The organism is Methanoculleus sp. UBA208, assembly GCF_002498065.1.
Taxonomy (GTDB): Archaea; Halobacteriota; Methanomicrobia; order Methanomicrobiales; family Methanoculleaceae; genus Methanoculleus.
The window spans coordinates 1-15,431 of record NZ_DAFZ01000022.1 but is presented as its reverse complement, the minus strand read 5'-3'; the positions used below and the strand labels follow the sequence as shown (position 1 = coordinate 15,431).

The window sequence follows — 15,431 nt, the reverse complement described above, 5'->3', positions numbered from 1 at the left end:
GAAGAACTTCGTTCTTCTCGAGTTCCTGCCCTACGGCCAGTCGCTCTCCCCCAGTTGCGATATCCGGTGGAAAGCCGTGGACGGGTTTACGAAGAAAACAGGCAGAAGGGCCCCGACTGAAGTCGGGGAGCAGTCACGACACTCAGCACAATTGGCCACCTGTGGTTTTCGGTTACGCGAACCGGGCACGGACCCGGGAGTGGATCGCGGATGTGTCCGGTCAACCATCTTTCACAAAGAAACTTTCACCCGATCGGCACCGCCCCGAAGCTCCAGGCGATGTAGGCGGCGTAGCCGAGGAGCAGGAGGGCCGACCAGCCCCGGACGACGGAGGGGCGGGCAAAGAGCAGGGGGAGGATCGCGATCGAGAAGAGGACGACGACGATGATGTCGACGGGCGATCCGACGGTGGCCGGGGCGAGGAGGAGGCTTATCCCGAGGACCAGGAGGAGGTTGAAGATATTGCTCCCGAGGATGTTGCCGATGGAGATGGACCCCTCGTCTCTCACGGCCGCCACGACCGAGGTCGCGAGTTCAGGGAGCGACGTGCCGACGGCGACGACCGAGACGCCTATGACGAAGGCCGGGATCCCGAAGACCTCTGCGAGCGCAACAGCGCTGTCGACGACCAGCTGGGCCCCGATGATGACGGCGACGATCCCGAGGCCGATGTAGAGGGCGTCGGCCCATCCGTGGGATTCTATCTCGACGTCTCTTCCCTCGCGCCCCTCTCGCAGGAGAACGACGAGGATCCCTGCGAAGAGGATGAGGAAGACCGCTCCGGCAAGGGCGTCGAGCGTGCCTCTCACGGCGAGCAGGGCGAACGCCGCCGTCGCAACGAGCATCAGCACGGTGTGCCGGGTGAGTGCGGAACGCGATGTCCCTGACGCGGCAACCATGCCGGGCCGGATAAAGGTGCAGAGAGCGAGAACCAGGGCTATGTTTGCGATGTTGCTCCCGATGACGTTTCCAAGCGTAATCCCCGAGTTTCCTGTGGCTGCCGCGTTCGTGCTGACGACGAGTTCCGGGAGGGATGTGCCGAACGCGATGATCGTCGACCCGATCAGGGCCGGGGAGATGCTGTACCGGAAGGCGAGGCCGCTTCCGCCGCCCACGAAGAGGTCGGCCCCTTTGACGAGGAGGGCTACGCCGACGACGAATACGATAATGGTTACGATCACTGGAACGCCTCGAGAGTAGTGGTATTAATTGGGCGGGGTCTGCTAATACGTTTCCGAATCCGGGTTCCGGAGGCTGCCGGGAGAGGGGAGGTGCACGGCGGGCAAAACGTTATGTACCTCCTGCCGCCACCGGGCGGCCATGTCGAACCCGATCCCCCGGTCCCTGTGCGGGGCAGGAAGGGAGTTCATGCGGAGGACGGAGTACGGGATCCAGCCTCCCTCGGATCAGATGCTGGGCCACCCGCCGCCGCCTCTCCAGATCCCGTACACGAAGGCCAAGACGGTCATCCCGCTGCCCGCGCCCGACGACATCGCTATTCCTGCCGTCGATCTCCGGGACGCGATCGAGCAGCGGGAGAGCGTCAGGAACTACGCGGTGGACCCGCTCACGCTTGAGGAAACTGCATTCCTCCTCTGGTGCACCCAGGGGGTCAGGCGGGCCGTCGACGGGACGTTCACCCTCCGCACGGTCCCGTCCGCGGGCGCACGGCACGCGCTCGAGACCTACCTGCTGGTCAACCGGATCGGGGACGTTCCCCCCGGGCTCTACCGTTACCTGGCGCTGGAGCACCGCCTTGCCGAAGAGTCGCGCGATCCCGGTGTCGCCCGGCGAGTGGCGGCGGGGTGCCTGAACCAGCCGCATATCCTCGGGAGCGCCGTCACCTTCCTCTGGACCGCCGTCCCGGACCGGATGACGTGGCGCTACGGCGAGCGCGGTTACCGCTACCTGCATCTCGACGCCGGCCACGTCTGCCAGAACCTCTACCTTGCGGCATCGGACGTGGGGTGCGGGGTCTGCGCGATCGCCGCCTTCGACGACGCGGCGATGAACCGGCTTCTCGGCATCGACGGCGAACGCCAGTTCCTGATCTATGCTGCAACGGTGGGAAAGAAGCCTTGAGGCGGCGGGTGCCGAAGAGCATATCCTCCTCCCCGTCCAACGCCTGAGTGAAGAGTCCCGGCATTCGTGCCGGGCAGGATGACGGAGGTTGCCGGTTACGTTCACGTTCGACGAACAGATTGTTGCCCTTGAAGCAGAACGCGAAAGACTTCTCCGGTTCCCGGAAGATGAGTTCATCGCGATCATCCGGGAGGTTGGATTCTCCTGCGACTGCTGCGGCCGGTGCTGCACCCGGGAGTTCAACGGCCACGTCTTTTTGCTGGAGGAGGATGCCGACAGCGTCCGCTCGTTTGCGCCCGACGCCGTCGTCCCGGCACCCGATTTCGATGCCTGCGATCAGCAGGGGAGGTTCTACGTCTCGGGCTACGCCCTCCGGACAAAGCCGGATGGCTCCTGCATCTTTCTTTCGGACGGCAGGTGCAGCATCTACGACCGGCGGTTCTCCATCTGCCGGATCTACCCCTACATGCTCCACCGGGAGGCCGACGAGACCGGCGCCGTCGACTGGCGGCAGATCAGCGGTTTGAACGAGCACGGCTGCTACAACACCCCGATCGACGACGCCGAATGCACCCGGATTGCCCGGGAGACCCGTGCCTACGAGGCGGCGTTCCTCGACCAGGCGATCCGGTTCAGGCGGGCCCTCCGGGATCTCTTCGCCCGGGAAGGGCTGCGCTACGTCCGGCGGACCTACGACCTCCTGATGCGGGACTTCCGAAAAGGCGCAGAGGTCGAGGTCCGTGTCTTTCACCGCGGGCGGTTTGAGCCGCACCGGGTCACCACCGACGTGTACGGGCAGTAACGCTCCGGCCTGTTTCGAGACGATCCGCCCGCACCTTTTTTCTGCTCCGCTCACCCCCGGGTGCCCGATGGAGACCGAGATCCTCCTCACCCTGCTGGTGGTGGCCGGCACCGCCGTCCTCTTTATCTCCGGCGCCATCAGGGTCGACGTCGCCGCCGTGCTCGTGACCCTCGCGCTCGCGTGGTTCGGGCTCGTCACCCCGGCGCAGGCCCTCTCGGGGTTTTCGAGCAGCGCGGTCATCGCGATGCTCTCGGTGATGATCCTCGGGCGCGGGCTCGATCGGACCGGGGTGACCATCCGCATCGCCCGCGCGATCGTCAGGTTTGCCGGGACCGGGGAACGGCGGTTGATCGCCGCCGTCTCCCTCGTCGCCGGCGGGCTCTCGGCGTTCATGCAGAGCGTCGGGGCCACCGCCGTCTTCCTCCCCTCGCTCCTGCGGGTATCGTCGCTTACGGGGGTTCCGGCGTCGCGTCTCCTCCTGCCCGTCGGCTACGCCGCGATCCTCGGGGGCACCGTCAGCATGGTGGGGGCCGGCACCCTCATCATCCTCAACGATCTCCTTGCTCAACGCGGGTACGCGCCCTTCGGGCTCTTTGCCATCACTCCTGTCGGCGTGCCGCTCCTGCTTGCCGGAATCGCCTTCTTCTACTTCTTCGGGGACCGGGTCCTTCCCCGGCGCGAGAAGACGCGGTTGAGCCCGCAGGAGGAACTGATCCGGACCTGGTGTCCACCATGCCGCATATCCTACCTGCGGGTCCCGGCCGGGAGCCCGATTGTCGGGGCGACGCGGGAGGCGGTGCATATGATCTCGCGCTACAACCTTCACCTCATCTCTCTCGCCGAGCGGGGGGAGGTCGTCTACACGCCGTGGCGGCATACCCGGTTCGCCGCCGGGCAGGAACTCGGTGTTCTCGGACAGGATGAGGATGTCAGGCGGTTCGTAGACGATTTCGGGCTCGAGTGGGTCCGGGCGGGGGAGAGCGCCGCAAACGTCGTGGCCGACCCGAACGTGGGGTTTGCAGAGGTTATCGTCCGGCCGTATGCACCCATCACCGGCAAGACGCTCCGGGACCTTGAGTTTCGGGTGACCTACGGTGCCGAAGTGCTGATCCTCCTTTCAGGGACGGAAGAGCAGCGGAAGAACCTTGCCGACCTGCCCCTGCAGGCGGGGGACGCGATGGTCGTTCTTGGCCGCTGGGAACGACTCCAGGCGCTTGCCACGGACCGGAACTTCGTCCTGGTAACCCCCGTCGAGGGGCGGGCGGCGGTGCGCGAGCGTGGTGCGGCTGCCGCCATTTTCTGCTTTCTTGCCGCCGTCGCCCTCACCTACACCGGGCTCTCGATAGCGGTAAGCCTCCTTTCGGGAGTGCTCGCGATGGTCCTCCTCCGGATCGTCCCGGTCGGCGAGGTCTACCGGGCCGTCGACTGGCGGACGCTCGCGCTGATCGCCGGCCTCCTGCCGCTCGGCATCGCCATGGATACGACCGGAACGGCCAGGTTCATCGCCGACCGGATGGCCGTCCTGGTCGCCGGGTATCCGACACTCCTGATCCTCATCGCGATTGCAGCCCTCGCGACCGCCTTCTCGCTCGTCATGTCGAATATTGCCGCCACCGTCCTCCTGGTCCCGCTCGTGCTGGTGATGGCGGGCTCGTTCGGGCTCGATCCGCGGGGGCTCGCGCTCCTCGTCGGGATCTGCACGTCGAACTCCTTCCTCCTCCCGACGCACCCGGTGAACGCTCTCCTGATGGGCCCCGGGAACTACCGGACCCGGGACTATCTCGTGGCGGGGGGTGCTCTGACGGTCGTCTTCATCTTCGTCGCCGTCGGCATCGTCTCTCTTCTCTACTTCTGACTTCCCGTGCCGTCCTCGGGCCGGGCAGCCGGCGGTGCCGCATCTTTCCTGCCCGGGTAAACCTTTATGCCGGTCCGTGGCGACCGGAGCCTCACCATGGAGCGGGAGTATGACGTCGTCGTTATCGGAACGGGGAACGCCGGTTCCGACATCGCCTGGCACTGCAGGAAGGCCGGCATGGAGGTTGCAATCACCGATTCCCGGGACTACGGGGGGACGTGCGCCCTGCGGGGCTGCGTCCCCAAATGGGTGCTCGCCAGTGCCGCCGGGGCGGTTGCCCGCGTCGGTAACCAGCAGGGGAACGGTATCCGGGGAGCGGTCTCGATCGACTGGCCGGAGCTGATCGCCTTCGAGCGCACGTTCACCGACCCTGTCCCCAAACGAAAGGAGGAGGGGTTCCGGGAGGCGGGGATCCACACCTGCCACGGGCTTGCCCGTTTTACCGGGCCGGACCGGGTGACGATCGACGGTGATGTGCTCACGGCCCGGTACATCGTGATCGCCGCCGGTGCGCACTCCCGCCCCCTGAACGTTCCCGGTGAGGACCTCATGACCTTGAGCGACGACTTCTTCTACCTCGAAGCGCTCCCGGAACGGATCGTCTTTGTCGGCGGGGGCTACATCTCCTTCGAGTTCGCCCACGTTGCCGCCAGGGCCGGGTCGGCGGTGACCATCCTCCAGCGGAGCGGGCGGGTGCTCAAAGAGTTCGACCCCGATATCGTCGACCGGCTGGTGCTGGCGTCGGGGGAGATCGGGATCGACGTGCAGGTGAACATGCCGCTCGTCTCGGTCGAGAGAAACGCCGCCGGCCTTCGTGTGCGGGCCGGAAAGGATGGGGAGGAGAAGACCTTCGGTGCCGATATGGTCGTCCACGGCGCAGGCAGGATCTCCGCGATCGAGGAGCTCGACCTTGCGGCGGGAGAGGTCGAGACCGACCGCCGGGGGATCGTGGTCGACGAACACCTCCGGAGCGTCTCGAATCCTGCGGTCTACGTGGCCGGGGATGCGAACCCGGTGAGTTTGCAGCTGACGCCGGTGGCGGTGATGGACGCTCACGTCGTCGTCGACAACATCCTGGGCGGCAACGGCCGCGTCGCGGACTACACCGTCGTCCCGAGCGCCGTATTCACGACCCCGCCCATTGCGTCCGTCGGGCTCACGGAAGAGGCGGCGAAGGAGGAAGGGATCCCCTACATCGCCAACGCCGGCGACCTCTCGGGGCGTTTCACGAACCGGAGCATCGGCCAGAGGCACGCCGGCTACAAGCTCCTGGTCGACGAGGACTCCCGCCGGATCCTCGGCGCCCACCTCATCGGCCCGCACGTCGAGGAGGTGATCAACATCTTCGCCCTCGCGATCAAACACGGCCTGACGGTGGACGACCTCACGCTGGACGCGATCCCGTGGGCATACCCGAGCAGCACCTACGATATTATTCACATGGTGCATCCGCTGGTGAGGAAGTGAGGAACGACGTCTTGATGGGATGGAATTCGAGAAAATATTGGGCGTTTTCGAGTGACGACGGTTCTGCGCTATGACCTCATACATACCGTGCACGGGTTTCCAGCGGGTATCGCGTCTGGGGAGGGGTTTCAGGGGGGGATGCTCCCCCCTTCGCACCTGGCGGTGCTCATGCTCACTCCGTTCGCACTCCCCTTTGTCCCCACCCCCCTCGTGGCGATAGACGATGCGTGCCCGAAGGGCAGGCGGAGTTCGAGCACCAAAGGTGCGAGTCTCCCACGGTCCAGTGTACGGGGTCGCCCCATAGTTTCGGTTGTTTCGGCAGCCACAATCCCACCTGCCAGACCTCCCCATAGTTCCAGCCACTCCGGCTGTTGCAATCGCAAGCAGGCGGCGCTCGAGATGCCATCAACTGTTAACGCTTCCGCTGCTGGATAAAAACAGTAGTTAAAAAAGATCGCGCCGGGGATTCCAGGGCCCCCGCCCCTTCTCACGCGCTTTCGCCGGCGCCTTCTTCTTGTGTGCTCTCTTCGGCCGGTTTCTTCTCGGGCTTCTCAGGCTTCACGTAGGTGATGATATGGCGCTCCGCCGCGCACTGCTCCACCACCGGCGGGAGGTACTCCGGCTCCATCGTGAGGCTCCCGAACGGGCAGCCTTCGACACAGTCGCCGCAGGCGATGCACCGCATGCGGTCGATCTCCCAGACCTTCTCTTCTTTATCGATGCGGATCGCCTCGCACGGACACCTCCGCGAGCAGAGGCCGCAGGAGCGGCAGGTGGACGGGTCGATGGTGACGTGCCCCCGGGTGAGGGGGCATCTTCGCGCCGGCACCGCCGGGTACTGGCGGGTGGCCGGCCCCCCTGTCAGGTTCCGGATAACCGTTTTTGTCATCTGAAAAATGCTCATTCCGTCTTCACCTCTCCGTGCAGCTGATGCAGGGATCGATCGAGAGGACGACGACCGGGACGTCCGCGAGCTGGGCCCCGGGGAGCATCTTCACGAGCGGCGGGATGTTCGCGAGCGTCGGCGTCCTGATGCGGGCCCGGGCAAGGTGCTTGCTCCCGTCGCCGCGCAGGTAGTGGACGACCTCCCCCCGCGGCTGCTCGGCGCGGGAGAAGTACTCACCGTCGGGCGTTCCCTTGACCTTCACGTCGATGGGTCCTTCGGGCATCTCCTCGATCGCCCGCCGGATGATGTCGATGGAAGCGTAGACTTCCTTGACCCGAACGGCGCACCGGGCGTAGCAGTCCCCGGCGGTCTCGACAACCGGTTTGAAGCCGAGATCGCCGTAGGCGGCGTAGCCGGTCTCGCGGTGGTCCATCGCGACTCCGCTTCCCCTGGCGGTCGGCCCTGTCGCCCCGAGGGCGTAGGCCTCGTCCTTTGTGATGACCCCGAGCCCCTGGAGGCGGTACTTCACCGTCTCGTCGTTTAAGAAGACGTCGCCGAGATCCCGGCACTTCTGCTCGAAGGGGTCGAGTTCGCGGTGCATCTCATCGAGTTTCTCCTGTCCGATATCACGCCTGACCCCGCCGACCTTGCAGGTGCCCTGAATGACCCGGCCGCCGGTGGTGTCCTCGAGCACGTCGAGCACACTCTCCCGGAGCTGCCAGGATCGCATGAAGAGGTTCTCAAAGCCCATAGAGTCGGCAAAGAGCCCGAGCCAGAGGAGGTGCGAGTGGAGACGCGAGCACTCCGACCAGATCGTCCGGAGGTAGCGTGCCCTGTCCGGAACCTCGATGCCCATGATGTGTTCGACGCCCTGGCTGTAGCAGAGCGCGTGGATGAAACTGCAGATCCCGCAGATTCGTTCCGCCACGTAGACGTACTCGGTGTACTCGCGCTTCTGCACGAGTTGCTCGAGCCCGCGGTGGATGTAGCCGATCGAGGGGATCGCTTCCACCACTTTCTCGTCCTCGAGGACGAGATCGACGTGGATCGGCTCCGGCAGCACCGGGTGCTGCGGTCCGAACGGCACGATTATACGTTCCGGCATCGGTCACCCCCCCTTCTCGTGACACTGAACGGATACTTCTCCGCCGTCTTGATGAACGTTCCTTTGAAGTCGATGTTGATCCCGGTGACCGGGATGCCGAAGAGGTCGTGCATCTCGTTCTCGTAGACGAACGCCCCCCAGTAGATACCGGAGATGCTCGGGACCTCCGTCTCCGGCCCGGCCGTCAGGCGGAGGTTTTTGAACTGGTAGCCCTTATCGAACGAGTAGTTGATCTCATATGCGCCGCCGATGTCCGTACACCCGATCTGGACGAGGCGGTATCCATCGTCGTGAAGCCCTTCGACTTCACGCAGGAGGTTCTCCAGCGCGACGTCGATGATAGTCTGCTCCTCTTTAACTGTCATGTGCTCTCACCTGCCTGTTCCGCATGCCGCGCTTCCTCTTTTGTTCGCGCCGCCCCGGTCATCTTCCCCCGTTTCTCATCGAGGATCGAAAGTGCCGTTACGACGCCGTCGATGATCTGTTCCGGCCTTGCCGCGCATCCCGGAACATAGACGTCGACGGGGATAACCTTGTCGATGCCGCCAACGATATTGTAACACTCCCGGAATACGCCGCCGGTTGCGGCGCAGGCGCCGACCGCAATGACGACTTTGGGCTCCGGGATCTGTTCGTAGATGTTTTCGACCACCTCCCGGTTCTGCGCGTTGATCCCGCCGGTGATCAGCAGGATGTCAGCATGCTTCGGGTTTCCGGTGTTGATGATGCCGAACCGCTCCACGTCGTAGAGCGGTGTGAGGCACGCCAGCACCTCGATGTCGCACCCGTTGCAGCTGGACGCATCGTAGTGAAGGATCCAGGGTGATCGCTTCAGGAATGCCATGGTACTTATGCACCTCCAGTCATCATATAGCCGAGGATATAGGCGAGGATCGCCAGGTTCACGATGCCGAGTACTGCCGCGAGCCACCCGCTCTTCAGCGCCGCCTGCCACCGCACCCGTGCCGTGACGTTGTCGATGAATATCTCGGCGAGATACGTGACCACGACCGCGATGATTCCGATCACGGGGTTCCAGGCGAAGAAGAGGTAGATGAACCCGAGGAGGAAGACGTTCTCGTACCAGTGGGCGATCTCGACCTGAGCGAGCGTCGAGCCCGAGAACTCCGTCGTGATGCCCTTAACGATCTCCTGGTGCGCGTGGTGCGACGTCGAGATGTCGAAGGGGGACTTCCGGAGTTTGATCGTGAGGATGGTCGCGAAGCCGAGGAAGACGCCGGGGAGGTAGAGGATGGCCGGCACGGTCGAGACGGCAATATCGGCGACGTAGAAGCTGTTCGTGATCATGTAGAGGCCGACGGCCGCGAGGATGATCATCGGCTCGTAGGCCATCAGCTGGATCAGTTCACGCTCGGCCCCGATGTGGCTGTAGGGGGAGTGGACCGCATAGGCCCCGAGCACCAGGAAGACGTGGGCGAGCGTGAAGGCGAAGATGATCAGTAAGAGGTCCCCTCCCGCGAAGAAGAGCGCGCCGGAGAGGGCGATGAAGATCAGGTAAGCGAGAACATAGAAGTTCTGCGCCGTCGTGACGACGACGCTCTCCTTCTCGAAGAGCTTGCCGACGTCGTAGAAGGGCTGCAGGATCGGCGGCCCGACCCGCCCCTGCATCCGTGCGGTGATCCTTCGGTCGATTCCCGCGATGAGACCGCCGATGACGGGCGCGAGGACGAGGAAGAGCCCCGCTCCTATGAGCCAGGTCCAGGTCATAGCGCCACCCCCGCGAGAACCCACGATGCAAGGATCAGGACGGTGCAGACCACTGCTCCCGGAAGGAAGAGTTTGGCCTCGCCGAAGTACTCGGCGAGGTAGTAGTTCCGCGTCTGTGCCTCCCGGGTCAGGCCGAGGGACCCGGTGAACTGGAGGTCTGTCGTCGCCGTCCTCCCGCTCATGTAGGCCGGGAGGTGCTTTGCGCTCCTCCTGAAGAGGGCGAACGAGACCGGGAGGATCAGCAAGAGGGCCATCATCAGGAGCATGATGGCGACGTTCGCCTCTGCAAGGCGTGCCGTAACCCCGTAGATGGCAAGGACGTAGGGCTCGATCAGCGTCGAGGAGATGACCGGGAAGAGGAGGACGGCCGCTACCACGAGGCCGGTGATGATGTAGAGGGGGGCCCAGGGCTCCTCAAAGAACCCTTTCTCGACCTTCTCCTGGTTCCTGGTGACCGCGATGATTTTGCCCATCCATTTCGCCCAGAAAAAGACGGTGATGGCGCTCCCATAGGCGAGGAGCGCGATGAAGACCAGGCCGAAGGGAGCCTGGACCTGGACGAACGCCTCGATCGCGGCCCACTTGGAGATCAGCATGCCGAAGGGCGCAAGGAACATGCCGGCGATCCCGATGAACATCATCACCGCCATCCTGGGCATCCGGACGATCAGGCCTTCCATGTCCTCGATATCCCGGCTCCCGACCCGGTGCTCGATCGCACCGGTCCCGAGGAAGAGGAGCGACTTCGCGACGGCGTGGAAGATGATCAGGAGGATTGCCGCCCAGACGAGCATGTAAGTTCCGACACCCGCGCAGGCGGCTATCAGGCCGAGGTTTGCGATCGTCGAGTAGGCGAGGACCAGTTTTGCGTTGCTCTGCGATATCGCGATCGCGGATGCGACGACGAAGGTCACGGCGCCGACGAGGCCGATGGAGAACCCGGCGAACGTCCCGGCAAAGACCGGCGAGAACCGGACCAGGATGTAGACGCCGGCCTTGACCATGGTGCTCGAGTGGAGCAGGGCCGAAACCGGCGTCGGGGCCACCATCGCCCCGAGGAGCCAGGAGGAGAACGGCATCAGCGCGGCCTTCGTGATACCGGCAAACCCGATCAGGACGGCCGGGATCAGGACGATGGCCGCATCGCTTGAGGCGAGCACCCGGGCGAGATCGATACCCCCGCTCGTCGCCTCGGTTGAGGCAAGGAAGATGAGCGCGACGACGAACGCGACCCCGCCGAGGAGGTTCATCACCAGCGCAAGGAAGGCATTCTTTGTCGCCTCCTCGGTCTCCGAGTAACCAATCAACAGGAACGATGTGATCGTGGTGACTTCCCAGAAGAAGAAGACCCACATGAGGTTATTGGAGAAGACCAGGCCGAACATCGCGGCAAGGAAGATGAAGATGACGAAGAAGAACATCTTCTGCCGGTCACGCACCTCCGGGTGGTGGTGGTGGTATGTCTCCATGTACCTGACCGCGTACACGGCTATGAGGCTCCCGATGATCCCGATGATCAGGCCCATGATGATGGAGAACTGGTCGATGAAGAGGTTGTTGACCGCATGAAGGTTCCCCGAAAACGTTGTCTCAAGGTATACCACCAGCGCCGCCTGGACGACGGCAAGCACGATTGCCAGGTAGTTCCTGAACTTTGCGCCCATGTAGACGATGAAGAGCGCCAGCCCCATCTCGATGGCCACCATAGCAAGGCTGGCCGCCTCCGAAGGTGCGGCGAAATAGACCGCGCCTTCGAACGCATACCGCATAAGCAGGTATATCGATGCTCCGCCGATAACGAGAGCGGAGAGAGCAACCACCGCGTAACGCAATGTCGTCCGTTTCACGAACAATAAAAGACACGCGACGAGGATGGGGAATAATATTAGGAAGAGCAGCGTCTGCACTATTGTCCCTCGTAAGGTAACTATGCCTTACTTGCATAATTAATCATTCTAAATGGGCATCCGGGCACCGGCCGGTACACGCCCGGTATCGTTGCCCCGGGCACGGCAGAACGACGGCATAACCGGAAATTATGCCCGGAGGTCGCTCTTCGCCGCTACTCCGGCTTGCACGGCATCACGCCTCGTACGCCCCCTCCGTGCTGGCATCCCCCCGGTAGCGCGGGATGAAGTGGATGTGGACGTGCATGACGTTCTGCCCCGCGGCCTCTCCGACGTTGACGCCGATGTTGTAGCCGTCGGGGGCGAGGTTCCGGTCGGTAAGCGCCCTGCAGTCGTCGATGAGCCGGGTGAGGGCCATCCTCTCTTCATCGGTCGTATCGAAGTAACTCTCGACGTGCCGGAACGGTATGACAAGCAGGTGGCCGGGGCTGACCGGGTGGATATCGTAGCGGGCGTAGCAGAGGTCGTTTGTGACAACGATATCTTCCGGGGCAGGGTTGCAGAACGGGCACGGCATGCCCCCTGCTCTTTGTCCGATCTCTCATGAGTCTTTTGGCTTCGTCGTCTCACCCGAGCAGGCGGGCGAGGAGCCGTCCGGTGAGGCCCCGGGAGAGGGCGACGGCGTGCTCGGTGCACATCTCGTGGCAGCAGTAGCACCGGATGCAGCGCGATAGATCGATATCTGCCCTGCCTTCCCTGACAGTGATCGCGTGCACCGGGCAGATCCGCTCGCACTTCCCACAGCCGATGCAGGAAGAAGCTATCACGCCGGGCCGGGGGGCGTAGGTTCTCCCGAACCGCTGGACGATGGCAAGCATCACCCGCCGCCAGACGCCCGTCCTGCCCCCGGCGTAGGTCGAAGGTTTCCGGAAGTCCGGGACCGTGAACTCCGCCGGGTCGTCGCCGACCGTCCGGACGGCCGCGGGATCGAGGAACCCGCGATCTGCCGCGCTTCTGATGCTCCCGATCTCGAGCGGGTCCATGCCGATGAGCCGCGCGAGGACGGTGTCCACGGCCGCATAATCGCTCCCGGCAAGGATCGCCCCGATCTTCCTCGGGCTGCCGGCCTGAGGCCCGTCCCCCTCCATCCCCACGACCGCGTCCACGACCTGGAGCCGGGGCTTCATGCACTCGTTGAGGTCGACGAGCATCCTCCCGAAGGCGTACTCATCCTGGAACCGGAAGTGAAAGACCGGTTTCTCGAGTCCCGGGATGAGTCCGAAGAGGTTTTTCGTCGCCCCCGTCATCCGCGTCCACATGTGGGTCTTGGCTTTCGAGACGACCACGATCGCGTCGGCCTCTGCGGCGGGGGCGATGATGGAGAACTGTTTCATCACCTCCCCTTCCGGGAACGACACGATCTGCGAGCCGATATCGTAGTTCAGGACGGCGCCGGTCTCTCCGGCCACCGCCGTATACCCCGCGCGCGCATATGCACGTCGCAGGTTCGCCTCGCTGTAGACGATCCCCCCTCCCGGGCTGTCGGCGATGACGACCCGGCACCCGTGCTCCGTAAGAAGCCGGGCGACGGCAGCGACGACCGCCGGGTGGGTGGTGACGCACCGTTCCGGCTCCTGCCCCTGCAGGAGATTCGGTTTGAGGAGGACCTGCTGTCCCGGCGAGAAAAACCTCCCGATGCCGCCGGCGAGGTCGACCGCACGGCGGACGGCCGCGTCGACCTCGCCCGCGCCATAGCCGTCGCACCCGGCGACCGCGACGGTCGTGTCCCTGCCGCCCGGCACCATCACCTTATCCCCCCTCTGAGGCGGCCGAGCGCCTCTTTTGCCGCGAGCATCGCCGCCCCCTGTTTGGTTCGTCCCTCTCCTTCGCCGAGTAGGTTCCCCCCGATGGTCACCCGGGCGGCCCAGATAGGGGAACTCCCCGGGCCGGTCTGGCGGAAGGCGTAATCGAGTTCGCCGAGGTTCTCCCGGGCGACGTACTCCTGAAGCCGTCCCCGGTAGTTCCGGTGGACGTCGCACTCCGCGATCTCCTCCTCAAAGATCGCGAGCACCACTTCCCGGGCCACGGTGAGGCCTCGGTCGAGGTAGATGGCGCCGATCAGGGCCTCGAATGCGTCGGCGATGATCGAGTCGGTCAGCGTCTGTCCCCGCCGTCTGACGGCGCCGTCGATGCCGAGGCCCTGTCCACGCACGATCTCGGCGAGTTTGGTGTTCCTGGTTACCTGGAGCCTCCGGTTCATCTCCCCCGGCGGGAGGTCGTACTCGCCGTAGAGGTGGTCGGCGATGATGAAGTCAAGGATGTAGTTCCCGAGAAACTCGAGCCGCTCGTTGTCGTCGACCACCGCTGCCGGGTACTCCCCGCCGTTCACGTACGACCGGTGGGTCAGCGCCCGGTCGTAGAGGGGAAGGGCGGCGTCCGCGACGTCGGTGATCCCGAACGGGGGACGGGCGAGGAGCGCACGCACTTCCGCCTCGCGGTCGCGGCCGACGGGCTCCGGGCGTGCGAGTAGCCTCCTCCCGCAAAGGCCACCGATACGAAGTTTTTGCCAGGTGGTGGAGAGTCTCATGGTCTTCGGGCGCAGGGCGTCCTGCTGCTCTTCTCTATAGAATGGCTTATGTCCTGCCGGATAAACCTTTGCCGGAGACGGAACATCCGGGAAACCTTTTCGTTGCCGCCGAAGAGATCTTATTCGTGGTGCTGCCGGAAGCGGGCGAGGCGGGCAGGCGTGTCTACCTGGATATCGAGTTCGGTTATGTCTACGGCACCTGCCGTGCGGTCATGATGCCGATCGAGATCGGTGCGGTCGTTCACCGGCCAGGGGACGATAGCGTCCGCTACGCCGGGGAGCAGTTCCGGTACGACATCGATGTCGAGATCTGGAAGAAAGTGACCGACGAGTGCGGGAAAACCGTCGGTGTCGCGACGACCGTGGCGAACATGGCCCGCGGTGAGTACGGGATGACCTACGATCACTCCTTCCGGGTCTCTGACGACGCGGTCCCGGCGGCAAAGGCGACGGCACGAAACGCTTTTGCCGATCTCAGGCTCTTCATGGAATCGGTCGTCTCGACAGGGGATACTCCGGCTATCGTCGTCTTTGCTGCGGCTATGGAGAAGAGAGCTTTCCGGACCGCAAATTTCTCGCTCGACGGGTGCATGCTGGTCGACCTCCAGCGGGAGATCCGGCGGCACTTCAAGATGAAACAGGTCCTCTCCCTCGACCGCCTCGCCCGGCTTATCGACTTTTCCGTCGACGGTGGAGCCGTCACCTCGACACACTTCCGGTACCCTGTCCCGCGGGAGTACCGCCACCTCCTCGCCGCCCACCGGGGGATGGGCGACACCGTTCGGACGTTCCTGCTCTCACGGGAGTACCGGGAGCAACTCCCGGACCTCGAGGAGCGCATTCGCGCCCCGATGAAGACCTGTGAGAACGAGGGGTGACGGTGGGGGGGCGTTTCGCACTTCTCCCTCCCCTATAAAGGATAGAGGCCTTCTCAGGTTCCTGCAGGCCGCAGATGCCCTTCATACATTTTTCTCCTGAACCCCTCCCCTGCTTGGACGATTGGAGATTCCTGCCCTCTGTTTCATCAAAATTCCGGGTACGGCTTTCCACTGGCTATCGCCATTGGGGGTGG

15 protein-coding genes are annotated in these 15,431 nt (G+C 64.2%); 5 read left to right on the top strand and 10 right to left on the bottom strand.

What is annotated here, in order from left to right:
* Nucleotides 1–245 precede the first annotated feature (245 nt).
* Entirely contained in the window at nucleotides 246–1,181 is a 936-nt protein-coding gene (locus BRA62_RS01680) for a calcium/sodium antiporter (RefSeq protein ID WP_292364353.1), read from the bottom strand.
* Nucleotides 1,182–1,320: 139 nt separating this feature from the next.
* Between BRA62_RS01680 and BRA62_RS01675 the strand changes: the two genes are divergently transcribed.
* From BRA62_RS01675 to BRA62_RS01660, 4 genes are all read left to right on the top strand, one after another.
* On the top strand, nucleotides 1,321–2,082 hold the full coding sequence (locus BRA62_RS01675; RefSeq protein WP_292364352.1) for a SagB/ThcOx family dehydrogenase: 762 nt from the start codon (nucleotides 1,321–1,323) through the stop codon (nucleotides 2,080–2,082).
* Between the two features lie 88 nt (nucleotides 2,083–2,170).
* Entirely contained in the window at nucleotides 2,171–2,884 is a 714-nt protein-coding gene (locus tag BRA62_RS01670) for a YkgJ family cysteine cluster protein (protein ID WP_292364351.1), read from the top strand.
* A gap of 67 nt (nucleotides 2,885–2,951) precedes the next feature.
* Entirely contained in the window at nucleotides 2,952–4,739 is a 1,788-nt protein-coding gene (locus BRA62_RS01665) for an SLC13 family permease (RefSeq protein WP_292364350.1), read from the top strand.
* Between the two features lie 96 nt (nucleotides 4,740–4,835).
* Nucleotides 4,836–6,206, top strand: a complete 1,371-nt coding sequence (locus tag BRA62_RS01660; RefSeq protein WP_292364349.1) for a dihydrolipoyl dehydrogenase family protein — start codon at nucleotides 4,836–4,838, stop codon at nucleotides 6,204–6,206.
* Between the two features lie 487 nt (nucleotides 6,207–6,693).
* Here BRA62_RS01660 and BRA62_RS01655 read toward each other — a convergent pair whose 3' ends face one another.
* The 9 genes from BRA62_RS01655 to BRA62_RS01615 all read right to left on the bottom strand — a co-directional run bounded on the left by BRA62_RS01655 (nucleotide 6,694) and on the right by BRA62_RS01615 (nucleotide 14,359).
* The gene (locus BRA62_RS01655; RefSeq protein ID WP_292364348.1) at nucleotides 6,694–7,095 is read right to left on the bottom strand and encodes a 4Fe-4S binding protein; all 402 of its coding nucleotides are present in this window, start codon (nucleotides 7,093–7,095) and stop codon (nucleotides 6,694–6,696) included.
* A 22-nt stretch (nucleotides 7,096–7,117) separates the two neighbouring features.
* Nucleotides 7,118–8,197 carry a nickel-dependent hydrogenase large subunit gene (locus tag BRA62_RS01650; RefSeq protein WP_292364346.1) on the bottom strand — a complete coding sequence of 360 codons (1,080 nt, stop codon included), beginning with the start codon at nucleotides 8,195–8,197 and terminating at the stop codon, nucleotides 7,118–7,120.
* Nucleotides 8,182–8,562, bottom strand: coding sequence for an NADH-quinone oxidoreductase subunit C (locus BRA62_RS01645; protein WP_292364344.1), 381 nt, complete (start codon nucleotides 8,560–8,562; stop codon nucleotides 8,182–8,184). Before BRA62_RS01645 ends, BRA62_RS01650 begins: the two co-directional genes overlap by 16 nt.
* Nucleotides 8,559–9,041 carry an NADH-quinone oxidoreductase subunit B family protein gene (locus BRA62_RS01640; protein ID WP_292364343.1) on the bottom strand — a complete coding sequence of 161 codons (483 nt, stop codon included), beginning with the start codon at nucleotides 9,039–9,041 and terminating at the stop codon, nucleotides 8,559–8,561. The genes BRA62_RS01645 and BRA62_RS01640 overlap by 4 nt, the downstream gene beginning before the upstream one ends.
* A 5-nt stretch (nucleotides 9,042–9,046) precedes the next feature.
* Complete coding sequence (locus tag BRA62_RS01635; RefSeq protein WP_292364341.1) at nucleotides 9,047–9,925, bottom strand: respiratory chain complex I subunit 1 family protein; 879 nt, start codon at nucleotides 9,923–9,925, stop codon at nucleotides 9,047–9,049.
* A complete protein-coding gene (locus tag BRA62_RS01630; protein ID WP_292364339.1) occupies nucleotides 9,922–11,832 on the bottom strand; it encodes an NADH-quinone oxidoreductase subunit L in 1,911 nt (636 codons plus the stop codon). Before BRA62_RS01630 ends, BRA62_RS01635 begins: the two co-directional genes overlap by 4 nt.
* A gap of 175 nt (nucleotides 11,833–12,007) precedes the next feature.
* The gene (locus tag BRA62_RS01625; RefSeq protein ID WP_331519844.1) at nucleotides 12,008–12,349 is read right to left on the bottom strand and encodes an HIT family protein; all 342 of its coding nucleotides are present in this window, start codon (nucleotides 12,347–12,349) and stop codon (nucleotides 12,008–12,010) included.
* A gap of 49 nt (nucleotides 12,350–12,398) precedes the next feature.
* The gene (locus BRA62_RS01620; RefSeq protein WP_292364355.1) at nucleotides 12,399–13,577 is read right to left on the bottom strand and encodes a DUF362 domain-containing protein; all 1,179 of its coding nucleotides are present in this window, start codon (nucleotides 13,575–13,577) and stop codon (nucleotides 12,399–12,401) included.
* Nucleotides 13,577–14,359 carry a ribonuclease III family protein gene (locus BRA62_RS01615; protein WP_292364337.1) on the bottom strand — a complete coding sequence of 261 codons (783 nt, stop codon included), beginning with the start codon at nucleotides 14,357–14,359 and terminating at the stop codon, nucleotides 13,577–13,579. Before BRA62_RS01615 ends, BRA62_RS01620 begins: the two co-directional genes overlap by 1 nt.
* 125 nt (nucleotides 14,360–14,484) lie before the next feature.
* Between BRA62_RS01615 and BRA62_RS01610 the strand changes: the two genes are divergently transcribed.
* A complete protein-coding gene (locus BRA62_RS01610; protein WP_292364336.1) occupies nucleotides 14,485–15,237 on the top strand; it encodes a hypothetical protein in 753 nt (250 codons plus the stop codon).
* Nucleotides 15,238–15,431: the final 194 nt, after the last annotated feature.